The organism is Hydrogenophaga sp. 70-12 (genome assembly GCF_001897365.1).
GTDB classification, from domain to species: domain Bacteria; phylum Pseudomonadota; class Gammaproteobacteria; order Burkholderiales; family Burkholderiaceae_C; genus Hydrogenophaga; species Hydrogenophaga borbori.
Window position 1 is genome coordinate 1 of sequence record NZ_MKSS01000140.1, and the last position, 23981, is coordinate 23981.

A 23981-nucleotide genomic window follows, 5' to 3' on the forward strand; every position below is an offset into this window, starting at 1 on the left:
TGAAGTAGCCCACGCTGACGTAGCCCCAGATGTCGCGCGCGAGGTCGACCAGGATGGTGTTGGCGCGCGCCACCGCGTCGAACAGCTCGGCCATGTAGTCGTGCGGCTCGATCTGGATGCTGTAGGGCTGGAAGGTGAGGCCCAGGCCGAGCGGCTCGGGCGTCTCCACCACCTTGCGGCTGAAGGCCTCCCAGTCGAAATCGGGCCAGGCCGAGAGGTGGGCGTTGTAGTTGCCCACCGCGCCGTTCATCTTGCCCAGCAACTTGACCGAGGCGATGCGCTCGCGCGCGCCCGCCAGGCGCACCACCACGTTGGCGAGTTCCTTGCCCACGGTGGTGGGGCTGGCGGTCTGGCCATGGGTGCGGCTGAGCATGGGCACGGCGGCGAAGGCATGCGCCATCTCGCGCAGCTTGTCGATGACCGCGTCCAGCGCGGGCAGCAGCACCAGTTCGCGCGCCCCCTTGAGCTGCAGCGCGTGGCTGGTGTTGTTGATGTCCTCACTGGTGCAGGCGAAGTGCACGAACTCGGCCGCGCGCTCCAGTTCGGGCCGGGCCTCGAACTTGGACTTGATCCAGTACTCGACGGCCTTGACGTCGTGGTTGGTGGTCTTCTCGATCGCCTTGATGGCTTCGCCATCGGCCTCGCCGAAGTTCTTCACCAGGCCCAGCAAGTAAGTGCGCGCACCCGGCGACAGGGGCTTGAATTCGGCAAAGCCGGCGTCGGACAGGGCAATGAACCAGGCGATCTCGACCTGCACGCGCCGGTGCATGTAGCCCAGTTCGCTCATGAAGGGGCGCAGCGGCGCGAGGCGTCCCGCGTAGCGGCCGTCCAGCGGCGACAGGGCGGTGATGGGGGAGAGTTCGGCGCCCGTGGGCGCGGCGGAGGCAGGTGTCTGGCGCATCCCGGAATTGTAGGAGTGCGCCCGCCGCGGGCCGCCCCGGCGCCGGGCGTGTCAGGCGAAAGGCCCAGGGTGCTGGCTAAAATCGCCGACCGTTCCAGAACCCCACAGACCATGAAACTCATCGGAGCCATCACCAGCCCCTACGTGCGCAAAGTGCGCATCGTCATGGCCGAGAAGAAACTGGATTACCAGTTCGTGCTGGAAGATGTGTGGTCGGACGCCACCACCATCGGCGCGTCCAACCCCCTCCACAAAGTGCCCTGCCTGGTCATGGAAGGCGGCGAGGCGGTGTTCGATTCGCGCGTGATCGTCGAGTACCTCGACGGCCTGTCGCCGGTCGGCAAGCTCATCCCGCCCTCGGGCCGCGAGCGCGCCGAGGTCAAGACCTGGGAGGCGCTGGCCGATGGCGTGCTCGACGCGGCCGTGCTCGCGCGGCTGGAATCCACCTGGCCGCACCGCACGGCCGAGCAGCGCAGCCCGGCCTGGATCGAGCGCCAGATGGTGAAGATCCACGCCGCGCTCAAGTCCATGAGCCAGGGCCTGGGCGACAAGCCGTTCTGCTCGGGCATCCATTTCAGCCTGTCCGACGTGGCCGTGGGCTGCGCCCTGGGCTACCTCGATTTCCGCTTCCCCGCCATCGACTGGCGCGGCGACTTTCCCAATCTGGCCAAGCTGAACGACAAGCTCGTGCAGCGCCAGAGCTTCATCGACTCCCAGCCCGTCTGAGCGGCGGCGGCCCTCAGGCCAGCACGCCCGGCAGGGCCTGGCGCAGCGCGCCGCGTTCGCTCAGGCGCGGCACCAGCGCGAAGCGGTCGATCAGCGCGCGCGCCGCGTGCAGACCCGCTTTCAGGCCGTCCTCGAACAGGCCGTTGCCGCACCAGGCGCCCGCGTACCAGGTGTGCCCCTGGCCCTGCAGGGCCGGCAGCCGGGCCTGGGCGCGCAGCGCCGCGAGGTCGAACACCGGCCGTTCGAGCGCCCATTGGCCCAGCACGCGGTCGCCGGCGATCGGCTCGCCGGGGTTGCGCGAGAGCAGCACCGGCTGCTCCACCGGCAGCGGCTGCACGCGGTTGAGCCAGACGTGCAGGCTGGCCGGCGCCGGGCCGGCGGCGGGTGCGACGTTCCACGCCGCCCAGTCGCCGCGCGCCGCGGGCAGCACGGTGGGATCGGTGTGCAGCACCACGCGCTCGGGCTCGAAACGGAAGGCGCCGAGCACGGCGCGCTCCTGCTCGCTGGCCGCGGCGCCCAGCAAGCGCAGCGCCTGATCGGGGTGGCAGGCCAGCACCACGGCGTCGAAACGCTCGACCTGGGTGTCGGTGACCAGGCGCAGGCCCTGCCCGTCGCGCGCGAGCTGGCGCACCGGCGTGGACAGGCGCGCATCGGCCAGTTCGGCCAGCAGGGCCTGCACGACCCGGCGCGTGCCGCCCGCCACGCCGCGCCAGGGCGAGGCCCCGCCCAGCGTGGGCAGGCCGTGGTGGTGCCAGAGCCGCAGCGCGGCGGCGGCGGGCGCCTGCAGCAGCGCGTGCGCGGGGCGGCCGCTGAAGCCGCTGCACAGCGGCAGCAGGTAGGCGTCGCGGAACTCGGCCGAGAAGTACCGCGCGCGCAGGAAGCCGTCCAGCGGGGCCAGCAGGGCGTCGTCGGGGGTGTCCAGGGCGGGGGCCAGGGCCGCGCACAGGCGCTGCCAGCGCGGGAGGTCGGCCAGCAGGCGCCAGAAACGCGGGCTCATGAGCTGGCGGCGTGGCGAGAGCGCGCGGCCCAGGTCGGGGCCGCCCCAGGCCAGCGCGCCGCCCCGCACGAAGAAGGAGGCGTCCGCCTCGGTCGGGGCGAGGTCCTGCCGGGCCAGCAGCGCCAGCAGGTTGGGGCTGGTGTGTTCGTTGAACACCAGCACGCCGGTGTCCACGGTGAAGGTCACGGGCGCGCCGCTGGCCCCGGGCAGCGTGACGTCCAGGGTGTGGGCGTCGCCGCCGAAGCGCCCGGCGGCTTCGAACAGGCTGACCTCGGCCAGTCCTTGCAGGGTGTGGGCGGCGGCCAGCCCGGCCACGCCGCCGCCGACCACGGCCACGCGGATCTGGGGTCGGCGGTGAGGGCTCATGGCGCGCGGGCTCCAGTCAGGCGAGGGGCCCGTGCCGGCACCGCCGGCCGCGGCCGGCGATGGGGTGGACAAGAAGCTGCGAAGCGCCCCGGCGCGAACGAGGGAGGGAGGGAGGAGGAGGAGAAGCGCCCCGGGATTGCATCCGGCCCCGGTGGGGCTGGAAGGCTTCGCAGCGGAAAACGGTGGTCGGTGGATGTCTCCCTCCCCGACACGGCGGGTTGGAGCGGGCGGCGGCGGGGGAAGTTCCGCGGGGAACAGGAAACCGTTTCTGTGCGAGGCATAGGGCAATCCGGGTGCCCGTTATACCCCCCGCCTACAATGTCGCGCGTTTTTTGCCCAGACCCAGAGAGATGACCATGCTGTATCCCGAACTGTTCAAACAACTGGAATCCGTCCGCTGGGACATGGACAAGGACATTCCCTGGGCGCAGTTCGACGCCAGCCGGCTCAGCGACGAGCAGGCCCAGACGATCAAGATGAACGCCATCACCGAGTGGGCGGCGCTGCCGGCCACCGAGATGTTCCTGCGCGACAACCGCGACGACTCCGACTTCTCGGCCTTCATGTCGATCTGGTTCTTCGAGGAACAGAAACACTCGCTGGTGCTGATGGAGTACCTGCGCCGCTTCCGCCCCGACCTGGTGCCCACCGAGCAGGAACTGCACGACATCCGCTTCGAGTTCGACCCCGCGCCCGCGCTGGAGACGCTCATGCTGCACTTCTGCGGCGAGATCCGCCTGAACCACTGGTACCGCCGCGCGGCCGAGTGGCACAGCGAGCCGGTCATCAAGCACATCTACACCACGCTAAGCCAGGACGAGGCGCGCCACGGCGGCGCCTACCTGCGCTACATGAAGCGCGCCATCGGCAAGTTCGGCAACGAGGCCCGGGCCGCCTTCGCCAAGGTGGGCGTGCTGATGGCCAGCGCGCGGCGCACCGCGCAGGCCCTGCACCCCACCAACCTGCACGTGAACAAGGCGCTGTTCCCGAACGACACCATCCAGAGCCGCCTGCCCAACCCCGAGTGGCTGGAGCACTGGCTGGACCAGCAGATCAACTTCGACGCCGTGTGGGAAAGCAAGGTGGTCGACCGCATCCTGCACAACCTGAGCCTGCTCATGGACGGCAGCTTCAAGTCCGTGCAGGAACTCAACCGCTTCCGCAAGTCGCTGGGCACCGCGCCGGCCGCGGCCTGAGCGCGGTTCAGCCGCTCGCGCGGCGCGCGCGCCAGCGGTCCCAGCCCGCGCCCAGCGCGCCGAGCAGCGCGCCCCAGGCGGCGCCGCCCAGGTGGGCGGCGCGCACCACCGACATCTGGCCACCTGGGTCCCACACCACCGGACCGGACCAGCCCCGCTCCAGCCAGAGCTTGAACAGCAGGCCGCTGGCCAGCAGCAGGCCCCAGGGGCGCGAGGCCTTCGGGCCGTCCAGCAGCAGGCACACGGCCAGCACCGCCACGCCGGCGTGCAGCACGCCCGACAGCCCCACCGCATAGCCGATCAGCGGCCACAGCAGCAGGCTCAGCTGCAGCAGCGGCCAGCTCAGCGCCCAGGCCAGCGTGGCCGCGCGCGAGGGCCGCAGCCGCCAGCCGATGGCGGCCAGCACGCCCAGCGCGAGCAGGTTGCCCACCAGGTGGGGCGCGTTCAGGTGCACCCAGGCGCTGGTCCACGGCGTCCAGGGCCGCTGCGCCCAGTCGGCCGAGCGCCACACCAGGGCCTGCGCCAGCGCCGCTGGCGAGGCCCATAGCACCAGGCTGGCCACGCCGTGCAGGGTGCACAGCGCGAGCCAGCTGCGCGAGCCCCTCATGGGCGGTTCAGGCGGCGGGGCCCAGCACCTGCCGCCACAGCGCGCGCACGGCCTCGGCCTCGGTCGCCAGCTCGGCCGGGTCGACCTGGGTGGAGGTTTCGTCCAGCCGCGCGCGATGTTGCACCTGGCGCAGCCGGCGGTAGGCCAGCGCGGCGGCCTGGCCCATGCCCGCGGGCAGCAGGCCCGCCGCCTCGGCGCGTTGCAGCAGGTTGATGTTGCCGGTGTTGGCGCGCAGCTCGGGGTGCGCGTTCGAGTGCAGCAGCACCAGGTACTGCACCACGAACTCCACGTCGACCATGCCGCCGGCGCTGTGCTTGACGTCGAAGCGGCCCGCGCGCACCGCGTGCGCGGCGCGCAGCTTGTCGCGCATGGCCACGATCTCGGTGCGCAGCGCGGCCTCGTCGCGCGGCGCGGTGATGACGGCCTCGCGCACGGCGTCGAAACGGCCCGCCAGGCCGGCGCTGCCGAGCACGAAGCGCGCGCGCGTCATGGCCTGGTGCTCCCAGGTCCAGGCGGTGTTGCTGCCGCGCCGGGTCTGGTAGTTCTCGTAGGCTTCGAAGCGGGTGACCAGCAGGCCCGAGTTGCCGTTGGGCCGCAGCGCGGTGTCGATCTCGAACAGGTCGCCCTCGCCGGTCTTCACCTGCAGCCAGTTGATCATCTTGCGCACGAAGGCGGCGTAGATCTCGGCCGCGTTCTCGTGCTCGTCCTCGTAGACGAAGACGATGTCGAGGTCGCTGCCGTAGCCCAGCTCCTTGCCGCCCAGCTTGCCGTAGCCAATGATGGCGAAGGCCGGCACCTCGCGGTGGCGGGTCTTCAGCCGCGCCCAGCACCAGCGCGCCGTCAGGCGCAGCACGGCGTCGGCCAGGGCCGAGAGGTCGTCGGCCACCTGCTCCACGGTCAGCACGCCTTCCACGTCGCGCGCCAGGGTGCGGAAGGTCTCGGCGTGGTGGGCGCGGCGCAGCAGGTTGAGCAGGGTTTCCTCGTCGTCTTCGCCGGTCACGCGCAGCGAGGCCAGGCGCGCCTCGCATTCGGCCTCGAAGGCCTCGGCGTCGAAGCGCTCGGCCAGCAACTGCCGGCTCGCCAGTTCGTCGATCACGCCCGGGTGCTGGATGAGGTAGCGCGCCGGCCACTTGGCCGCGCCCAGCAGGCGCAGCAGGCGCTCGTGCACCGAGGGCCGCTCCTGCAGCAGCGCGAGGTAGCTTTCGCGGCGCAGCAGCGATTCGATCCAATCGATCATGCGCAGCGCGGCGGTTTCGCCCACACGGCCTTCCTCGATCCAGGAGCCGGTGCGCTGCACCAGGCGCACCAGCCGCGCGCGGGTGTCCTCGCGCAGGGCCAGCACGCGCGGGTGCTCGGCCCAGCGCTGCACGCGCTCGGCCAGCGCGGCGGGCAGCTGCGGCAGGGTGGCGGACAGGTCGTCGTCGGCGGGGCGCGGGGCGCCGCCGTTGCAGCCCTTGCCTTTGCATGTGCCCTGGCCGCTGCCGCCGAGCAGGGTGTCGAATTCCTCGGCCACCAGCTCGCGGTGCGCGTCCAGCGCGTGCAGGAAGGCGCAGGTGTTGGCAAAGCCCAGGGTGGCGGCGATCCAGGCCAGGTCGTCGTCGCGCTCGGGCAGCACATGGGTCTGCTGGTCGTCCAGGTACTGGATGCGGTGCTCCACCCGGCGCAGGAAGACGTAGGCCTCGGCCAGCGCCTGGGCCTTCTCGGGCGGCATCAGGCCGGCCTTGGCCACGCGCTGCAGCGCGCCCAGCGTGGGGCGCGTGCGCAGCTCGGGGAACTGGCCGCCGCGCACCACCTGCAGCAGCTGCACGGTGAACTCGATCTCACGGATGCCGCCGCGCGAGAGCTTGACGTCGTTGGCGCGGCCGGGGTTGCCGGCGGCGCGGCGCGCCGCGTGCTCGCGGATCTGGCGGTGCAGCACGCGCAGCGACTCGAACACGCCGTAGTCGAGGTAGCGGCGGAACACGAAGGGCAGCACGGTGCCGCGCAGCGCGGCCATGCCGGCGGCATCGGCCAAGGCCGTGGCCGGCGCGATCACGCGGCTCTTGAGCCAGGCGAAGCGCTCCCATTCGCGGCCTTGCACCAGGAAGTACTCCTCCAGCGCGCCCAGCGAAACGGCGCTGGGGCCGGAGTTGCCGTTCGGCCGCAGCGCCAGATCGACGCGGAACACGTTGCCGTGCTCGGTGGTCTCGCCCACGGTGCTGTAGAGGTGCTTCACCGCCTTGGCGAAGTACTCGTGGTGGCTGATGCGGTTGCGTCCGTCGGCGTTGCCCGCGGTCTCGCCGTCCTGGTCGTAGACGTAGATCAGGTCGATGTCGCTGGACACGTTGAGCTCGCGCGCGCCGAGCTTGCCCATGCCGATCACCCAGAGCTGGGCGCGCGCGCCGTTGGCGCACAGTGGCGCGCCGTGCAGGGCGTCGAGTTCCTGGAAGGCCAGGGCGCAGGCCTGGTCGAGCGCGAACTCGGCCAGCCAGGTGACCGGGCCGGTGACCGCCTCCAGCGAAGCGCCGGCCTCGCAGTCCATCACCACCAGGCGCTCCAGCACCAGCTGGCGCAGCACGCGCAGGGCGGCGGGCAGGGCCAGGCCGCGGGCCATGAGGGCGTCCAGGCAGGCGCGCATGGCGGCCTTGTCGGGCGCGCCGGGCGGCAGGCAGGCCAGCTCGGCGGCGTAGCGGCGGCGCACGCGCTGGACGAATCGGGAGTGGTCGGCCTGGCGGGTGGCCGGGGTCTGGGCGTCGACGGTGTTCACAATCGTTGACAAGCGGTGTTCAACGCAACTGGAACCTGCCCAGAGGCGCACCCTCATAATTTGCGGTGGACATGAACCGATCTCTTGACGCCAGCGCTTCGCGCGCCAAAGGCGACGCTCCGGCCGGCCGAGGGCTGCGGCTGTGGGCGCGCGCGATGCGCGTGCTGCTGTGGCTGCTGGCGGGCCTGTGGGGCGTGTTCATCCTGTCCTGGCTCGTTTTGCAGGCGTGGATTGTGCCAAGGATCGAAACCTGGCGCCCCGACCTGGAACGCTGGGCCACACAGGCGGTCGGGATACCCGTGAGCATCGGCGCCATCCGCGCCGTCGAGGCCCCGAAGCTGGCCGGGGTGCTGCCGCCGCTGGTGCCCTCCTTCGAACTGCTCGACGTGCGCCTGCACGACGCCAGCGGCCGCAGCGCCCTGGAGCTGCCGCTGGTGCGCGGGGCGGTGTCGGTGCGCTCGCTCTGGAACGGCGGCTTTGAACAACTGTTGATCACCCAGCCCAGCCTGGACGTGCGCCGGCGCGCCGATGGCCGCCTCGAGATCGCGGGCATCGACGTCTCGGGCCAGGGCGGCGGCGACCACGCCGCCGCCGACTGGTTCTTCGAGCAGACCGAATTCGTGGTGCGTGGCGGCACCGTGCGCTGGATCGACGAGCAACGCCAGCAGCCGCCGGTGTTGTTGCGCGACCTCGACTTCGTGGCGCGCAACGGCACGCGCGCCCACGAGCTGCGCCTGGACGCCACGCCCGAGCCCGAATGGGGCGAGCGCTTCAGCCTGCGCGCGCGCCTGCGCGAACCCCTGCTGCGCCTGCCGCTGGAGCGGCCGGCCGGCCAGGCGCCCTGGGACGACTGGAGCGGCGAGCTCTACGCCGAGTTCGCGCGCGCCGACATCTCGCGCCTGCGCGCCCACGCCGACCTGAGCGATTGGGGCGTGAGCGTGCGCAGCGGCGAGGGCGCGCTGCGCGCCTGGGCGCGGGTGCAACAGGGCCAGGTGCAGGGCCTGACGCTGGACCTGGCGCTCGACGGCCTGGACCTGCAGCTCGCGCCCGATCTGCCCGACCTGGCGCTGTCGCAGGCGCGCGGCCGCCTGGAGGCGCAGTGGTCCGAGCGCGGCATGGCCCTGGGTTTCGACGACCTGGCTTTCATCACGCGCGAGGGCCTGGTCTGGAGCGGCGCCCGCGTGCGCCTGGAGCACACCCTGGCGCGCGAACGCCAGGGGGCGCGCACCGCCGTGCAAGCGCAGGCCGTGGACCTGCAGACCGTGGCGGCCATCGCCGAGCGGCTGCCGCTGCCGGCGCACGCGCGCGGCTGGCTTGCGCGCCTGCAGCCGCGCGGGCGGGTGGACACCCTGGATCTGGTCTGGCAGGCGCGCGGCAGCGGCCCCATGGCCGACCACGTGGTGGCGCGCGCCAAGGGCCGCGTGAGCGCGCTGGCCCTGGCCGGCGAGCCCAGCGGCCGCCGCTCGCGCAGCGGCCGCTTCCCCCTGCCCGGGCGGCCCGGCGTGGAGGGTGCCGACATCGACTTCGACCTCGACCAGAACGGCGGCCAGGCCACGGTGGCCGTGCGCCAGGGGGCCTTCCTGCTGCCCGATGTGTTCGAGGACCCGCGGGTCGCGCTCGACCGCTTCGACGGCCGCGTGCGCTGGCAGATCAAAGGCGACAGCCTCAACGTCGAGCTCGACCAGGCCTCGCTGGCCAATGCGCACGCCGAGGGCACGGTGCGCGCGCGCTGGCACACCGGCGACCCGGCGGCCCAGCCCGCGCAGCCGCGCCTGCCCGGCGTGCTCGACCTGAGCGCCCAACTCACGCGCGCCGATGGCACCGCCGTGCACCGCTACCTGCCGCTGTCCGTGCCCGAAGACGCACGCCACTATGTGCGCGAGGCCGCGCGGGCCGGCGGCGCGCGCCAGGTGGGCTTCCGCATCCAGGGCCTGGTGGACGACATCCCCTTCGACGAGGCGCGGCACAGCCCTGGCACCTTCCGCATCGAGGCGGCGCTGGAGGGCGTGGACTTCGATTACCTGCCGGCCGCCCTGCAGCCACCGGGCGAGGCGCGCTGGCCCGGCGTGCGCCAGGCCAGTGCGCGCTTCGTGCTGGACCGCGGCAACATCCACATCAGCGACATCCGCGGCCGCCTGGACGGCGCGCCGGGCGTCGCGCTGGACCAGGGCGGCGTGGACATCGAGGACATGGCGCACGACACGCGGGTGCGCGTGCGCGCCCATGGCCAGGGCCCGGCCGCCGAGCTGCTGGGTTTCGCGCAGCGCTCCCCGGTGAACGCGCTCACCCAGGGGGCGCTGGCCACCGCCAGCGCCAGCGGGCCAGGCGAGGCCACGGTGCAGATCGAGCTGCCGCTCAGGCACCTGAAGGACAGCACGGTCAGCGGCAGCGTCAAGCTCGACGGCACCGACCTGCGCCTGGCGCCCGGCGCACCGCTGCTGGCTCGCACGCGCGGCACGCTCAGCTTCACGCACCAGGGGTTCGCCTTCAGCGGCGCGCGCAGCCAGGTCCTGGGCGGCGAACTCAGCTTCGACGGCAGCCTGCGCCCCGACGCCCAGGGCCGCGCCGTGGCGCAGTTCCGCGGCAGCGGCAGCGCCAGCGCGGCCGGCCTGCGCGAGAGCGGGCTGGGCCCGTCGGCCCTGGCCGCGCACGCCAGCGGCAGCGCGCGCTACACCGCCACGCTGGCCTTTCGCGGCGGCGCGCCCGAACTGCGCCTCGACAGCAACCTGCAGGGCCTGGCGCTGAACCTGCCGGCGCCGCTGGCCAAACCCGCCGAGGCGGTCTGGCCGCTGCGCGTGGAGACCAGCGTGCTGGCCCAGCACAACGACCAGGCCAGCAGCGACCGCCTCAGCCTGCAGCTCGGCCCGGCCGCGCAGCCGCTGGTGGACCTGCTCGCCGAGCGCGAGTTGCGCGGCGACGGCGCGCGGCTGTTGCGCGGCACCCTGGCCGTGGGCCTGCCGGCCGGCGAGCGCCTGGCCCTGCCGCCGCAGGGCCTGCACGCGCAGGTGCGCGTGGGCGAACTCGACCTGGACGCCTGGCAGGCCCTGCTGCGCAGCAGCGGCACCGACGCCCTGGCCAGCGCGGGCGAGGCCGTGCCGCAGGCCGTCTCGCTGCGCGCCGACGCGGTGCTCACCGGCGGGCGGCGCTTCCACCGCGTGGTGGTCGGCGCCTCGCGCGAGGGCGCGGTCTGGCGCGCCAACGTCGACGCGAACGAGCTCAACGGCTACGTGGAATTCCGCCCCGCGGGCCCGGCCGGCGCCGGCAGCCTCTACGCGCGCCTGGCGCGCCTCACGCTCTCGCCCGCCGCACCGAGCGAGGCCGACGCCCTGCTGCAGCAGCCCAGCAGCGTGCCCGCGCTGGACGTGGCGGTGGACGACCTGCAGTGGGGCGGGCGCTCGCTCGGCCGGGTGGAGATCGAGGCCGTCAACCGCGGCGGGCCCACGCGCGTGGGCGAATGGCGGCTCAACGCGCTGCGCGCCACCCTGCCCGAAGCGCGCCTGAGCGCCTCCGGCAACTGGGCGCCGCTGGGCGGCGGCGAGGGCGGCGCGCGCCGCACCGCGCTGCAGTTCCGCCTCGACGTGGACGACAGCGGCGCGCTGCTGCGCCGTTTCGGCAAGGACGGCCTGGTGCGCGGCGGCAAGGGCCGGCTGGAGGGGCGCGTCGGCTGGATCGGCACGCCCTTCGACCTCGACCTCGGCACGCTGGCGGGCACGCTGCGCCTGGACGTGGAGCGCGGCCAGTTCCTCAAGGCCGACCCGGGCGCGGGCCGCCTGCTCGGCGTGCTCAGCCTGCAGGCCTTGCCGCGCCGCCTGGTGCTGGACTTCCGCGACGTCTTCTCCGAGGGCTTCGCCTTCGACTTCGTGCGCGGCGATGCGCGCATCGACCAGGGCGTCATCCACACCAACAACCTGCAGATGAAGGGCGTGAACGCGGCGGTGCTGATGGAAGGCTCGGCCGACCTCGCGCGCGAGACGCAGGACCTGAAGGTAGTGGTGGTGCCCGAGCTCAATGCCGGCACGGCCTCGCTCATCGCCACCGCCATCAACCCGGCGGTGGGCCTGGGCAGCTTCCTCGCGCAGTTCCTGCTGCGCCAGCCGCTGCAGAGCGCGGCCACGCAGGAATTTCGCGTCAGCGGTGGCTGGGCCGACCCGCAGGTGGAGAAGCTGGCGCGCCCGACCCCAGCGCCCACGCCCAGTCCCCCGCTGCAGTAAGCTCGCCGGCTCCCCCCCACCAGGGCGCTGGCACGCCCCCTTCCGCCGGAGGATTGACCGCATGAAAGTCGCCGCCATCCAGATGGTCTCGGGCATCAGCCTGGACGCCAACCTCAGCGAAGCCCTGCGCCTGCTGCGCCAGGCCGCCGCCTGCGGGGCCGAGCTCGCGGTGCTGCCCGAGTACTTCTGCTTCATGGGCGCCAAGGACGAGGACAAGCTGCTCATCGCCGAGAACGAGGGCCTGGGCCGCGTGCAGGACTTCCTGGCCGACGCCGCGCGCGACCTCGGGATGTGCATCGTCGGCGGCACCCTGCCCATGGCCACCAGCGACCCGTCGCACGCCGCCAACGCCTCGCTCAGCTTCGACGCCAAGGGCCACCGCCTGAGCCGCTACGACAAGATCCACCTGTTCCGCTACGACAACGGCCGCGAGCGCTACGACGAGGCGGCGGTGCTGCAGGCCGGCGACACACCCACCCACTTCGAGCTGCGCGCGCGCGACGGCGAGAACTGGCGCATCGGCCAGAGCGTGTGCTACGACCTGCGCTTCGCCGAGCTGTACCGCCTGCTGGCGGCCGAGGTGCTGCTGGTGCCGGCCGCCTTCACCTACACCACCGGCTCGGCCCACTGGGAGGTGCTGCTGCGCGCCCGCGCGATCGAGAACCAGGCCTTCGTGATCGCCAGCGCGCAAGGCGGGGTGCACGAGAACGGCCGCCGCACCTGGGGCCACAGCATGGTGATCGACCCCTGGGGCCAGGTGATGGCCCTGCACGCCGAGGGCCCGGGGCTGGCGCTGGCCGACATCGACATGGCGCGCATCCGCCAGGTGCGCGAGCAGCTGCCCTGCCTGGAACACCGCGTGCTCTGCTGAGTGTTCTCGTTGGCCGTGGGGCTCGTGTGGTGTTGAGACATTGCGCTCGTGGCTGGGTGGGCGTGCCCAGGGCCTGGGACACAGCCCCGACACCGCCAGCCACCGCGACGGACTGTCGGTGGTATCGCGCAAACACCAGGGGGGTGGCTTCGTGAAATCCCATCGCTGGCCGCTGTGGGGCGCCCTGCTGCTGCTGGTGGCCGCGCTGCTCGCGGTGCTGGTGTTCCTGGCGGCGGAGTACGAGGTGGGCCGCGACCAGGCCGCGCTCGACCAGGACGCCACCACCGTGGTCGGCGAGATCCGCAGCGCGCTGCTGCGCAACGTGCAGACCCTGCAGTCGCTCAACGCCTTCTCGCCCACGCCCACGGGCTGGGACCCGCCCGCCGCCGAGCTGCTGGCGCAGCGGCGCGAGCTCGTGCGGCTGGAGTGGCGCGATCCGGCCATGCAGGTGCTGGCGCAGCGCCTGTCGCCCTACCGGCCCGACGTGTTCGACCTGCTGCCGCGCAGCCAGGCCCTGCCCGAGGTGCGCCAGGCCTGCGACGCCGCCCTGCGCCTGTCGGGGCCTGCCTATTCCGCCAGCTACTTCTGGCCCAAGCGCGACGGCCGCGGCCTGGAGGTGATGGAGCTGTGCCTGCCCCTGAGCGAGGCCGGCGAGTCGCGCGGCTTTCTCATCGCCACCTATTCGCTGCCCGCCATGCTGGCCGAGCTGACCGACGCGGCCACGCTGCGCGGGCGCGGCCTGAGCTTCGTGGAGAGCGACGGCGCGCGGCTGGCCGTGCACAGCGTGGTGCCGTTGCAGCGGCGCACCCTCAGCGCCCACGCCCTGCTCGACTTGCCCGGCCACACCCTGCTGCTGCAGCTGGAGAGCCCGCGCCGCGCGCTCGGCCTGTTCCCCAACGTACTCACCGGCGTGGTGGGCGCGCTGTCGCTGGCGCTGCTGGCCGTGTTGGCCCTGCTGGCGCGCGACATGCGCCGGCGCCAGCGCGCCGAGCAGCGCGCGGCCGACGCCCTGGCCTTTCGCAAGGCCATGGAGGACTCGCTGGTCACCGGCCTGCGGGCGCGCGACATGAGCGGGCGCATCACCTACGTGAACCCGGCCTTCTGCCAGATGGTGGGCCTGAGCGCCGAGCAGCTCGTGGGCAGCGGCCTGCCCGCGCCCTGGTGGCCGCCCGAGCTGGTGGACGAGTACCAGCAGCGCCAGGCCGTGCGCCTGGCCGGGCAGACGCTGCCGCGCGAAGGCTACGAATCGGTGTTCCGGCGCAGCGACGGCACGCGTTTTCCGGTGCTCATCATCGAGGCCCCGCTGATCGACGCGCAGGGCGTGCAGACCGGCTACATGAGCGCCATCATCGACCTCACCGAGCAGCGCCGCATCGAGGAGCTCAACCGCGCTTCGCAGGACAAGCTGCAGGCCACGGCGCGCCTGGCCACGGTGGGCGAGATGGCCTCGCTCATCAGCCACGAACTCAACCAGCCGCTGGCCGCCATCGCCAGCTACGCCAGCGGCACGCTCAACCTGCTGCAGCAGGGGCCGGACCGGGGCGAGGACCCGGTGGGCGACGACATCGAGCGCGCCATCCGGCGCATCGCCGAGCAGGCCGAGCGCGCGGGCCGCGTGATCCGCGGCGTGGCCGACTTCGTGCGCCGCCGCGACCAGGTGCGCGAGGCGGTGGAGCCGCATCTGCTGATCGAGGGCATCTCCACGCTGCTGACGCTGCAGGCCAAGAAGCGCGGCATCCGGCTGCAGGTGGAGATCGCGCCCGGCACGCCGCGCGTGTGGTGCGACCGCACCATGGTCGAGCAGGTGCTGCTCAACCTCGCGCGCAACGGCATGCAGGCCATGCCGCTGGGCGACCCGGGCACGGCCAGCGGCCTGCGCGTGCTGCGCATCGCCATCGCGCCGGTGATGGGCGAGGCCCACGAGCCGGGCACGGGGCGCTGCGCGCGCTGGGTGCGCGTGGACGTGATCGACCACGGCCAGGGCCTGCCGCCCGAGGTGGCCCAGCGTCTGTTCACGCCCTTCTTCACCACCAAGGCCGAGGGCATGGGCCTGGGCCTGAGCCTGTGCCGCACCGTGGTGGAGCAGCACGGCGGCGCCCTGCACTTCGAGCCGGCCTTGCCGCGCGGCACGCGCTTTTCCTTCACGCTGCCCGTGGCCGAGGCGCACGCGGCGCAGCCGCTGGAGGCCCACGCCGCCTGAAGGGCCGGGCGGGCCGCGCTCCTATCATCCGCCCATGACCGAATTCCCCGACGCGAAGATCTACCTGGTGGACGACGACGCCGGCGTGCGCGAGGCGCTGGCCTGGCTGCTGCGCACGCGCCGCCTGATCAGCGACGGCTTCGACAGCGCCGAGGACTTCCTGGCCGGCGCCGCCGTCGCGCGCCAGGCGCCCGACGTGCCCTGCTGCGTGCTGCTGGACGTGCGCATGCCCGGCATGAGCGGCCTGGCCCTGTTCGAGAAGCTGCGCCTGCTGCCCTGGCAGGCGGCCATGCCCATCATCTTCCTGTCGGGCCACGCCGACGTCGCCACCGCGGTGGCGGCGGTCAAGCGGGGCGCCTTCGATTTCTGCGAGAAGCCGTTCTCCGACAACGCCCTGGTCGACCGGGTCGAGCAGGCGCTGCGCCAGTCGGCCGCGCAGCTGGCCGAGCGCGCCGTGCGGCACGAGCTGCAGCAGCGCCTGGACAGCCTGACCGAGCGCGAGCGCGACGTCATGAACCTGGTGGTGGCCGGCCTGCCGAACAAGCTGGTGGCCGATCAGCTGCAGATCAGCGTGCGAACGGTGGAGGTGCACCGCTCGCGCGTGTTCGACAAGATGGGCGTGAAGTCGGCGGTGGAACTGGCCAACCGCCTGCGCGATGCATGAACAGGCGCCCGAACGCGGGAACGATCAGCGCCCGGGCGGGTCCTGTTCCCGGGCGGCCGGCTTGTCGCGTTCGGCGTCCTCGGGCAGTTCGCCCTTGCGGCGACCGGAGAACATGGTCCACCACACGATGAACACCAACAGGAGCAGCGCGCCCAGCGCTTCGAGCAACAACAAGGTCATGGCGGACGGAATCGAAGGAATGAACAGGCTGGCGCGGTGGGCCGTGGCGGCGGGCATTGTAGGCAGCCTCGCGGCCTGCGCCGTGGGCCCACGGGTGGTGCCCGAACCGCGGCCGGAAGTTCCCGCGCCGCAAGCGGCGATGGGCCCGGCGGCCAAGCAGCACAGCAAGAGCCGCTGGGTGCCGGTGGACTGGACTGCCCTGCCCGGCTGGGGCCAGGACGGCCTGCACGAGGCCTGGAACGCCCTGCTCCAGGGCTGCGACCGGCCGGCGCCGGGCTTCGAGGCGGTGTGCGCCGAGGCGCGGCCGCTGGCCTTCGCCGACGCCGCGCGCCAGCAGGCCTGGATGCAGGAGCGCCTGCAGCCCTACCGCGTGCTCGAGGCCGACGGCCGCGAGCCGGACGGCCTGCTCACCGGCTACTACGAGCCCATCATGGACGCCACGCGCGAGCCCACGGCGACCCACCGTGTGCCGCTGTATGGCGTGCCCGCCGGTCTGCCCGCCACCGCCAGCGGCCAGCGCTGGTACACGCGCCAGCAGATCGACACCCTGCCCGAGGCGCAGGCGGCGCTGCGCGGGCGCGCCATCGCCTGGCTGGCCGACCCGATCGACGCGCTGATCCTGCAGATCCAGGGCACGGGCCGCGTCAACCTGACCGAGCCCGATGGCCGCGTGCGCCAGGTGCGCCTGGCCTTCGCGGCGCACAACGGCCACACCTACCAGAGCGTGGGGCGCTGGCTGCTCGACCAGGGCGCGATCCGCGAGGCTTCGTGGGAGTCCATCAAGGCCTGGGCACGGCAGAACCCCGAGCGGCTGAACGAGATGCTGTGGAGCAACCCGCGCACGGTGTTCTTCAAGGAAGACCCGCTGAGCCCGCTGGACGCGCGCTTCGGCCCGCGCGGCGCTCAGGGCGTGCCGCTGACGCCGGGGCGCTCGATCGCGGTGGACCCGCAGAGCATTCCCTACGGCACGCCGGTGTGGTTGGCCACGCAGGGCCCCGCCCTGGTGGCCAACCGCCTGGTGCTGGCGCAGGACACGGGCGGCGCCATCCTGGGCGCGGTGCGCGCGGACCTGTTCACCGGCTGGGGCGGCTGGAACGACGAGGCCTACCGGCAGGCGGCCACGCTCAAGCAGCCGCTGCGCCTGTGGGTCCTGTGGCCCCGCTAGCGCCCCCCCAGCACCTCCAGCAGGAAGGCGCTGGTGCGCACCGCCGCCCCCCGGCTGGCCGGCAGGCGCAGCGTGGCGGCAAAGTGGGCCCGCTGCTGCGGCGATGAGAGCAACTCCTTGGCCCGGTTGACCCGGGTCGCGGCGTCGGCGGGCCAGTGGCCGCCCGCGGCGATGAAGTCCGGGTGCGTCAGGCGGATCATCAGGCGGTAGTGCTCACGCAGCTGCGCCGGCTCGAAGTCCGGTGTCAGGCCCAGCAGGGTGAAGGGGTCGGCGCCCGGGCGCAGCATCACGGTGCGCACGAAGTAGCGCGCCGCGCGGCGCAGCTCGGCCTCGTTCCAGGGGGTCGCGGGCAGGCCCTGGACCGCCCGCCCGCTGGCCAGCAGCATCACGCTGCCGACGCCGTCGAACAGGGGACGCGGCTCGCGCAGCCGCACCGGGTAGCGCCCGGGCGAGCGCTCGAAATCGAGCAGGGTGGGCAGCAGGCGGTTCCAGTCGGGCGCGGGGCGGCCGGGCGCGGTCACTGCACGGCCCTCATGCCGAATGCGGGCCCATGGTGGGTTCGATGCGGGGCTGGGCCGTCAGCGGCACCGGGCTGGGGGCCGGCCGGGCGGTGCGCGGCGCGCGCCGCTCGCCCGGGGCGTGGCCGTGGCCGTAGTAGTCCGCGTAGGCGCGGTCGATGATGTGCTCGCTGCGCGCGTGCGTGAGCACCACGCCCATCGGGCGCAGCCCGGCGGTGCGCAGGCGGCGCAGCGCGTCCTTCAGGCTCTCCTTGCGCGTCACACCGGCCCGCACGGCCAGCACGATGTTGTGCACCTGGTTGCCCAGCGCGATCGCGTCCGAAATGCCCAGCAGCGGTGGTCCGTCGATCACGATCTGTTCGTAGCCCAGCGCCCGCGCCTGGTCCAGCAGCAGGCCCAGGCGCGGGCCCATCAGCAGCTCCACCGGATCGGGTGGCACCGGCCCGGCCGTGATCAGGCCCATGTGGGGCACCGGCGTCTCGCGGATCAGCATCGCGCTGTCGAGGTCTTCGCTCAGGAAGCTCGACAGGCCGCTGTCGTTCGGCAGCTTGAGCAGGCTGTGCATGCCGCCCTTGCGCATGTCGGCGTCGATCAGCAGCACCTTCTGGCCCATCTGCGCGAAGTTGATGGCCAGCGCAAGCGCCGTCGTGCTCTTGCCCTCGTTCTTGCCGCAGCTCGTCACCATGAAGCGCTCGGGGGCGCCATCGGCCGTGCTGAACTGCAGCGCGGTGCGCATGGATCGGTAGGACTCGGCGAAGGTGCCGCGCGGCTCGTGGTGGGCCAGCAGCGCCACCGCCTCCTTGCGGCCTTTCGGCGGGCGCGTGAAGGGGATCAGGCCCAGCAGCGGCAGGCGGTAGCGCGTTTCGATGTCGTTGGCGTTCTTCACGGAGTCGTCCATCTGCTCGCGCAGCAGGGCCAGCAGCAGGCCCAGGAACAGGCCGGCCATCAGGCCCAGGCCGACGTTGAGCTTGACGTTGGGCGAGGCCGGAAACAGCGGCACCGCCGCCCGGTCGACGATGCTGACGTTGTTGGTCGTGAGCCCCGCCGTCACGCTCACCTCCCGCAGGCGCTGCAGCAGGCTGTCGTACACCTGCCGGTTCGTGTCCAGCTCGCGGCTCAGCAGGTTCATGTCCACGCTGCGGTCCTGCACGCTCAGCACCTCCGCGCGGGTGCTGGCCACCTTGGCGCGCAGCTGGTCCTCGGCCTTCTTGGCCGCCAGGTACTGCCCCTGGATGCTCGACAGGATGTTGTTCACCTCTGTCTTGATGCGCCCGTCCAGCTCGGCGATCTGGGCGCGCGCCTGCACCATGCTCGGGTAGTCGGGCTTGAAGACGGAGCGGTTCTTGGCGTAGTCGGCTTCCAGGCGCGCGCGCTGCTCCTTGTAGGCGCGGATGGCTTCGTTGACCACCGCCTGGGGCGCACTCTCGGGGTCGAGCCTGACCTGGTTGTAGAGCGTCTCGGCCTTGATGCGGTCCTGCTCCGCCTTGGCCAGCGCGGCGGAAAAGTCCACGAAGGTCTGGGTGGCGGCGCTGCCCTTGTCGCCCAGGTTCAGGATCTGGTTCTTCTTGGCGTAGGTGTTGATGACCCGCTCGCTCTCTTCCAGCTTGGCCTTGGTCTGGCGGATCTGCTCCTCCAGGAACTGGCGCGCGTAGAGCGAGGACTCCAGCTTGCGCTCGATGTGCGTGGCGAGGAAGGCCCGGGCGGTGGTGTTGGCGATGCCGGCGGCCAGTTGCGGGTCGGCGTTGCGCACGCTGATCTGCACCAGGCGCGAGTTGCGGATGGGCTCCACGGCGAGCGACTGCTGGAACTGCGCCAGCGCGCTGGCGCGGTTGAGCGTGTTCTGCTCGGGTGGCGCGGCGGCCACCAGGCCATGCAGCCGGGCCAGCCAGCCGCCCAGCAGGGCCGTGGCCTGTTCGAGCGGCCCGGCGGGCGCCGCGGCCACGGCATCGCCTTCGCCCGGCGCGGCGGCCGGGGGCGCCGACGCGCCGGGCTTGTACAGGCCCATCTCGTCGATGACGCGCTCGGCCAGGCTGCGGCTCTTGAGCAGCTCGACCTGCGTGCGCAGCTGCAGCTGCTCGGACAGCGGGCCCTCCTCGACCTCGAACTCGGTGTTGAAGCCCACCACCTTCTGCGCCGCGCGGTCGATCTGCAGCATGACCGTGCTCTCGTATTGTGGCGTGATGCGCAGCGTGTACAGGCCGGCCGCCAGGGTGAACAGGGCGGTCACGCCCAGGATGAGCCGCCGGTGCCGCGCCAGGGCGCGCCAGAGGGTCTTGAGGTCGATGCGGTCTTCCGCCGGGGCGCTGGATTCGCCGCGCGCGAGCAACAGCTCGGACAGGGCGGCTTCGCGCTGCACCGCCAGCGCGTCCCTCGGATCGGGCATCGCGGGCAGCGGGTGTCGTTCAATGGCCATGGATCCCTCCCCGTCAGTTGAATGGGTTGAGCGTGTTCAGGATGTCGCTGAAGAGCGAGTCCCGCAGGGCCGTTCGCCGGGCGTTGCGCTGGACCACGATGACGTCGTCCGAGCGGATGTCGGGGTCCTTTTCCTGGCCCGCGCGCACCTTGTCGAGGTCGTAGGTGAACTGTTCGCGCGCGCCGCCCGCCTGGTTGCGGTAGACGACGATCTTGTTGATGTCGGCATAGGGCGCGAAGCCGCCCGACAAGGCCAGGGCGCGCAGCAGCGTGAGCTGGCCCGCGATCGGGTAGACGCCGGGACGCAGCACCGCGCCTTCGATGGCCACGCGGCGCGTGGTGAACTCCTTGATGAAGAGCGACACCTGCGGGTCCTGCAGGTACTTCTCCTGGTAGCGGTCGGCGATCAGCCGCGCCGCCGCCTGCGTGGTCAGCCCGGCCACCGGCACCTGGCCGATGAGCGGCAGCGAGACCTCGCCCGTGGCGTTCACGCGCAGGTCGCGTTTCATGTCGGGCACGCCGAACACGTCGAACTCCATCAGGTCGTTGGGCGAGATTCGGTAGTTCGGGTCCACGCCGTCGGCCGGGGCCGCGCTGAGCGCGGCGGTGGTGCCAGCGGCGGTGCCCGGCGCCTCGAGCGGCGCGCTGGCCGGCACGGCGTGCGCGGCCCCGGGGCCGGCCTCGGGCGGCGTCTGGGCCCACAGCGGCACGGCGGCCGCCACGGCCAGCAGCGCCGCGCCCGCCAGGGCCCAGGGCCGGGCGTTCGCGAAGGGGTGGTTGTGCATGATCAACTCCTTTCCGGCCCGGGTGGGGCCTGCTTCAGACGGCGGCCCGGCGGGTGTCGCTCGGGCTCGCCTGCGCCAGGGCCAGCAGCTGCGCCTCGAACCGGCGCAGGACGGCGTCCCGGCTCAGTTCGGCCTCGGCGTAGCGGCGGCCGCTGGCGCCCATCGCGGCGCGGCCGGCCGGGTCGGCCGCCAGCGCGCGCAGCGCCTCGGCCATGGCGGCCGGGTTCTCGGGTGGGACCACCTGGCCGCAGGCGGCGTCGTGGGTCACCACGCGGCACAGCTCGGTGCCGGCCATCGCGGTGGCCAGCACGGCGCGGCCGCTGGCCAGCATGCCGGTGAGCTTGGATGGCATCACCAGGTCGGCCGCGTCGGCCCGCTGCGGCAGCAGGTGCACGTCGGCCAGGCCGAGCCAGTCGTTCAGCCGCTCCAGCGGCTGCAGGTCCAGGAAGCGCACGTTGGGCAGGCCCGCGCAGCGCGCCTGCAGGGCGGCCCGCCCCGAGCCGCTGCCGCCCAGCACGAAGCGGATGCGGGGTTCGTCCCGCAGCAGGCGCGCCACGTCGGCGATGACCTCCAGCCCCTGCTTGTTGCCCATGTTGCCGGAGTACAGGGCGACGACGGCGTCCGGCGCCAGGCCCAGCTCGGCCCGGTAGGGGCTGGGCGCGGCCAGCGGCGCGATACCGTCGATGTCCACCCAGTTGGGGAAGTGCACCACGCGTTCGGGCGCCACGCCCTTGTCGAGGGTGCGCTCCACCATGCGGCCGGAGAGGGTGGAGACACGGTCAAAGCGCCGCATCAGCCAGCGCTCGGCGCGCTGGACCGCGCCGCGCAGCGCGCGGCCTTTGACCAGCCCCAGGTCGAAAGCGGCGTCGACTTCGTGGTCCTGGATGTGCAGCCAGGCGCTGGCCCCGCGCAGGGTGGCGAACAGCGCCGCGGCGGGCGCGCACATCAGCGGCGGCTCCACCACCCACACCACATCGGGCTTCCAGCGCCACTGGGCGCACAGCGCGGGCAGGCTGCTCAGCGCGAAGCTGGCCAGGTGCAGCAGGCGCTGCAGGCCGCCTGGCTGGCGCGGCACCCACAGCGGCGCGCGGATGACCCGAACGCCCTGCCAGTGCTCGCGGCGGTAGCGGCGGGCGCTGTGGCCCTCCTGCACCCGCCAGGCCGGGTAGTACGGCGGGGCGGTGATGGCGCGCACCTCGTGCCCGGCCTGGGCCAGCCACTGCGCCATCTCGCCGGTGTACTTGCCGATGCCGGTGAGCTCGGGCGCGAAGTTGATGCCGTAGACGAGCAGCTTCATGGCGCGCCCCTTGGCTGGGGGGGCCTGGCGGGCCGGGCCGCCTCGCCCGCGAACGCGCGCACGCCCATGAACGTCAGGGTGTAGTCGCTGATGTTCTTGTGGCTTTGCGCCGAGACGATCAGGTAGAAATTCTGTCGCCGCGCGATCTCGGGCACATAGGGGTGCGAGGCCTCGAGCACCGGCCGGCCATTGAGCCACCAGCGCACGCTGAGGGTGTCGGGCGAGTAGGACACGCCGAAGACGTTCGGCTGGGTGCGGTCCAGCGGTTCTTTGGAGGTCGGGTTGGGGTTCTGGATTTTTTTGTAGTTGGGGTAGATGCCGGACCACGAAATGGCCGTGTGGTGCCCGCCGGGGCCGAAGCCGCCTTCGTCGATGTCCAGCTCGAACCAGCGCTCGAAGCCCTTGGGATCGCCTTCGTAGACGTCTTCCATGCGCGGGTTGTGTTCGATGGGCATGAGCCAGACGGCGGGAAAGTTGTCGCGGTCGTTCGACGAGATCGCCACCTGGGCCTCGATGTAGAACGGCCGGTCGCCCCGAAGCAGGGGGAACTGGCCGGGGTGCGCGGTGGCCTTCGCGGTGGCCAGCAGGCCGCCGCGCTTGAGGACCACGCCGTCGTCGGCGGGCCCGTAGAGGCTGGGGCCCTTGAGCGGCGCGAAGGAGACGCCGCTGTAGTACTTGTGCCCGTCGGCCTTGCCGGTGAAGTCCACGTCGCCGAGGCGTGGGCAATCGCGGAACAGCGCCTGCACCGCGCCCACCTGCAGGGCGCCCGGCGGCGGCGTGGCGTCCTCGCAGATGAGGGCGCCGCTGGCCTGAGTCTGGGCCTGGGCCAGGACGGGCCCCGCCAGGCCCAGGGTGGCCAGCAGGCCCAGGCGCCAGGGGGAGAGGGAGAACAGGTGCATGCCATGCCCTCCGGTCAATGCCGCGGCGCCAGCCGCTGGTCGCCGACGTCCACGTCCGGTCTGGTGTCGCTCTGCGCCACCAGCTTGTGCCCGGTCAGCCGGCTCAGCTCGGCGCAGATGGCGGCCTTGTCGTGCAGGTGGGCCACGGCCTGTTGCAGTTCCATGACCCGGGCCCCCACCAGGAAGCGGTACCAGTAGCCCTGCAGGAAGTGGTAGACCAGCCCGCTGCGGCCGTCCAGGAAGCCGCGCTGGAAGACATAGCGCCACACGAAGTACAGCGTGGCGCTGAGGGTGAAGGGGATGCGGTTGTAGATCCGCTCCTTGGCCCAGCGCTTGAACGCCGCCTGGTGCGAGGCGCCGCGGGCGTTGAGCGCGCCGTCCTGGGCGAACAGGCCCAGGCGCTGGTTGAGCACCTCGATGGCTTCGCGCGTGGCGTACCGGTTGTGTTTGTCGATGAAGTAGGCCAGGTCCTTGAGGTTGTGGTCTGCGAAGCCGCCATCGAAGGTGACCGTGCGCCCGCCCCAGACCACCATGTGCTCGTCCATCCAGCGGTTCTCGATGCGGCCGTGCCCCTGGCGCCACAGGCGCAGCATCCGCAGCGGGTAGCGGCCGCCGTGGCGCACCCAGCGGTCCATGAAGATGTGCTTGCGCTTGAGGTTGACGCCGACCACGTCGGTCGGCAGCCGGGGCAGCTTCTCGGCGATCTCGCGGGCGAGGTCGGGCTCGATGATTTCGTCGGCGTCCAGGCGCAGCACCCAGTCGCCGCGGATGTCGAGCGTGTCCAGCGCCCATTGGAACTGCCGGGCCTGGTTGACGAAGGCGTGGGTGCAGACCTGCGCGCCCAGGCGCCGGGCGATGTCGGTGGTGCCGTCCGTGGAGCCGGAGTCCACCACGAAGATCTGGTCCGCGAAGGCCTGGATGGAGCGGATCGCGCGCTCGATGTGGAGGGATTCGTTGTGGGTCAGGATGATCGCCGTGATGCGCATCAAGCTCTCCTCAGGCGTGAAGGGTGGCGATTTCCGCGGCAGGCCTTCTCGGCGAGAAGGCCACGCGGGTCTGCGGGGCGGCCGGTTCACCGAAGGCGATCATCAGGATCAGCCGCTCGCCGGCGGGAATGCCGCCCGCGCGGCGGATCGCCGATTCGGTCTTGTGGTCGATCGCCAGGTTGAGCGGGCAGGCGCCCCAGCCCAGGGCCCGGCAGGCCAGCAGCAGGCACATGGCAAACAGCGCGCCATCCACA

18 protein-coding genes are annotated in these 23981 nt (G+C 72.6%); 7 read left to right on the top strand and 11 right to left on the bottom strand.

The features are described from left to right. Positions 1 to 901, bottom strand: a 901-nt coding sequence (locus tag BGO22_RS08530) for a lyase family protein (protein ID WP_286850141.1), incomplete at its 3' end; no start/stop codon positions are given. A gap of 111 nt (positions 902 to 1012) precedes the next feature. Here BGO22_RS08530 and BGO22_RS08535 point away from each other — a divergent pair. Further along, positions 1013 to 1627: a glutathione S-transferase C-terminal domain-containing protein gene (locus tag BGO22_RS08535; RefSeq protein WP_070399754.1), complete on the top strand. Its 615-nt coding sequence runs from the start codon at positions 1013 to 1015 to the stop codon at positions 1625 to 1627. A gap of 13 nt (positions 1628 to 1640) precedes the next feature. On the opposite strand, the gene BGO22_RS08540 is transcribed toward BGO22_RS08535, so the two are convergent. Continuing rightward, on the bottom strand, positions 1641 to 2990 hold the full coding sequence (locus BGO22_RS08540) for an NAD(P)/FAD-dependent oxidoreductase (RefSeq protein ID WP_286850143.1): 1350 nt from the start codon (positions 2988 to 2990) through the stop codon (positions 1641 to 1643). A 356-nt stretch (positions 2991 to 3346) separates the two neighbouring features. Between BGO22_RS08540 and BGO22_RS08545 the strand changes: the two genes are divergently transcribed. After that, entirely contained in the window at positions 3347 to 4186 is an 840-nt protein-coding gene (locus BGO22_RS08545; RefSeq protein WP_070399871.1) for a ferritin family protein, read from the top strand. 7 nt (positions 4187 to 4193) lie between these two features. Here the strand turns inward: BGO22_RS08545 and BGO22_RS08550 are convergent, their stop codons facing one another. Next, positions 4194 to 4793: a rhomboid family intramembrane serine protease gene (locus BGO22_RS08550; RefSeq protein WP_286850147.1), complete on the bottom strand. Its 600-nt coding sequence runs from the start codon at positions 4791 to 4793 to the stop codon at positions 4194 to 4196. Between the two features lie 7 nt (positions 4794 to 4800). Further along, positions 4801 to 7596 (bottom strand): bifunctional [glutamate--ammonia ligase]-adenylyl-L-tyrosine phosphorylase/[glutamate--ammonia-ligase] adenylyltransferase, encoded by a 2796-nt coding sequence (gene glnE / locus BGO22_RS08555; RefSeq protein WP_239478208.1) that lies wholly within the window; start codon positions 7594 to 7596, stop codon positions 4801 to 4803. A gap of 14 nt (positions 7597 to 7610) precedes the next feature. Between glnE and BGO22_RS08560 the strand changes: the two genes are divergently transcribed. The 5 genes from BGO22_RS08560 to mltA all read left to right on the top strand — a co-directional run bounded on the left by BGO22_RS08560 (position 7611) and on the right by mltA (position 16830). After that, the gene (locus BGO22_RS08560; protein ID WP_286850152.1) at positions 7611 to 11750 is read left to right on the top strand and encodes a YhdP family protein; all 4140 of its coding nucleotides are present in this window, start codon (positions 7611 to 7613) and stop codon (positions 11748 to 11750) included. A gap of 61 nt (positions 11751 to 11811) precedes the next feature. After that, positions 11812 to 12621 (top strand): carbon-nitrogen hydrolase family protein, encoded by an 810-nt coding sequence (locus BGO22_RS08565; RefSeq protein ID WP_116960090.1) that lies wholly within the window; start codon positions 11812 to 11814, stop codon positions 12619 to 12621. Between the two features lie 151 nt (positions 12622 to 12772). Continuing rightward, positions 12773 to 14821, top strand: coding sequence for a two-component system sensor histidine kinase NtrB (locus tag BGO22_RS08570; protein WP_286850155.1), 2049 nt, complete (start codon positions 12773 to 12775; stop codon positions 14819 to 14821). Between the two features lie 34 nt (positions 14822 to 14855). Further along, positions 14856 to 15485: a response regulator transcription factor gene (locus tag BGO22_RS08575; protein ID WP_070399758.1), complete on the top strand. Its 630-nt coding sequence runs from the start codon at positions 14856 to 14858 to the stop codon at positions 15483 to 15485. 112 nt (positions 15486 to 15597) lie between these two features. Continuing rightward, positions 15598 to 16830: a murein transglycosylase A gene (gene mltA / locus BGO22_RS08580; protein ID WP_175442856.1), complete on the top strand. Its 1233-nt coding sequence runs from the start codon at positions 15598 to 15600 to the stop codon at positions 16828 to 16830. On the opposite strand, the gene BGO22_RS08585 is transcribed toward mltA, so the two are convergent. From BGO22_RS08585 to BGO22_RS08615, 7 genes are all read right to left on the bottom strand, one after another. After that, positions 16827 to 17351 (bottom strand): J domain-containing protein, encoded by a 525-nt coding sequence (locus BGO22_RS08585; protein WP_070399759.1) that lies wholly within the window; start codon positions 17349 to 17351, stop codon positions 16827 to 16829. The genes mltA and BGO22_RS08585 overlap by 4 nt on opposite strands. A 10-nt stretch (positions 17352 to 17361) precedes the next feature. Beyond that, positions 17362 to 19761: a GumC family protein gene (locus tag BGO22_RS08590; RefSeq protein ID WP_286850161.1), complete on the bottom strand. Its 2400-nt coding sequence runs from the start codon at positions 19759 to 19761 to the stop codon at positions 17362 to 17364. Positions 19762 to 19774: 13 nt separating this feature from the next. Continuing rightward, positions 19775 to 20545, bottom strand: coding sequence for a polysaccharide biosynthesis/export family protein (locus BGO22_RS08595; protein ID WP_286850164.1), 771 nt, complete (start codon positions 20543 to 20545; stop codon positions 19775 to 19777). A 34-nt stretch (positions 20546 to 20579) separates the two neighbouring features. After that, complete coding sequence (locus BGO22_RS08600) at positions 20580 to 21842, bottom strand: glycosyltransferase WbuB (protein WP_286850167.1); 1263 nt, start codon at positions 21840 to 21842, stop codon at positions 20580 to 20582. Next, entirely contained in the window at positions 21839 to 22741 is a 903-nt protein-coding gene (locus BGO22_RS08605) for a LamG domain-containing protein (RefSeq protein WP_286850170.1), read from the bottom strand. Before BGO22_RS08605 ends, BGO22_RS08600 begins: the two co-directional genes overlap by 4 nt. A 14-nt stretch (positions 22742 to 22755) precedes the next feature. Beyond that, on the bottom strand, positions 22756 to 23727 hold the full coding sequence (locus tag BGO22_RS08610; RefSeq protein ID WP_286850173.1) for a glycosyltransferase family 2 protein: 972 nt from the start codon (positions 23725 to 23727) through the stop codon (positions 22756 to 22758). 10 nt (positions 23728 to 23737) lie between these two features. After that, the coding region (locus tag BGO22_RS08615; RefSeq protein ID WP_286850176.1) for a nitroreductase family protein at positions 23738 to 23981 on the bottom strand (244 nt) is incomplete at its 5' end.

What these genes read in the sequence shown, in the direction of transcription:
- BGO22_RS08535 (WP_070399754.1), top strand. Translation starts at nt 1,013, where the DNA reads ATGAAACTCATCGGAGCCATCACCAGCCCCTACGTGCGCAAAGTGCGC.
- BGO22_RS08540 (WP_286850143.1), bottom strand. Translation starts at nt 2,990, where the DNA reads ATGAGCCCTCACCGCCGACCCCAGATCCGCGTGGCCGTGGTCGGCGGC.
- BGO22_RS08545 (WP_070399871.1), top strand. Translation starts at nt 3,347, where the DNA reads ATGCTGTATCCCGAACTGTTCAAACAACTGGAATCCGTCCGCTGGGAC.
- BGO22_RS08550 (WP_286850147.1), bottom strand. Translation starts at nt 4,793, where the DNA reads ATGAGGGGCTCGCGCAGCTGGCTCGCGCTGTGCACCCTGCACGGCGTG.
- glnE (WP_239478208.1), bottom strand. Translation starts at nt 7,596, where the DNA reads ATGAGGGTGCGCCTCTGGGCAGGTTCCAGTTGCGTTGAACACCGCTTG.
- BGO22_RS08560 (WP_286850152.1), top strand. Translation starts at nt 7,611, where the DNA reads ATGAACCGATCTCTTGACGCCAGCGCTTCGCGCGCCAAAGGCGACGCT.
- BGO22_RS08565 (WP_116960090.1), top strand. Translation starts at nt 11,812, where the DNA reads ATGAAAGTCGCCGCCATCCAGATGGTCTCGGGCATCAGCCTGGACGCC.
- BGO22_RS08575 (WP_070399758.1), top strand. Translation starts at nt 14,856, where the DNA reads ATGACCGAATTCCCCGACGCGAAGATCTACCTGGTGGACGACGACGCC.
- mltA (WP_175442856.1), top strand. Translation starts at nt 15,598, where the DNA reads ATGGTCCACCACACGATGAACACCAACAGGAGCAGCGCGCCCAGCGCT.
- BGO22_RS08590 (WP_286850161.1), bottom strand. Translation starts at nt 19,761, where the DNA reads ATGGCCATTGAACGACACCCGCTGCCCGCGATGCCCGATCCGAGGGAC.
- BGO22_RS08595 (WP_286850164.1), bottom strand. Translation starts at nt 20,545, where the DNA reads ATGCACAACCACCCCTTCGCGAACGCCCGGCCCTGGGCCCTGGCGGGC.
- BGO22_RS08600 (WP_286850167.1), bottom strand. Translation starts at nt 21,842, where the DNA reads ATGAAGCTGCTCGTCTACGGCATCAACTTCGCGCCCGAGCTCACCGGC.
- BGO22_RS08605 (WP_286850170.1), bottom strand. Translation starts at nt 22,741, where the DNA reads ATGCACCTGTTCTCCCTCTCCCCCTGGCGCCTGGGCCTGCTGGCCACC.
- BGO22_RS08610 (WP_286850173.1), bottom strand. Translation starts at nt 23,727, where the DNA reads ATGCGCATCACGGCGATCATCCTGACCCACAACGAATCCCTCCACATC.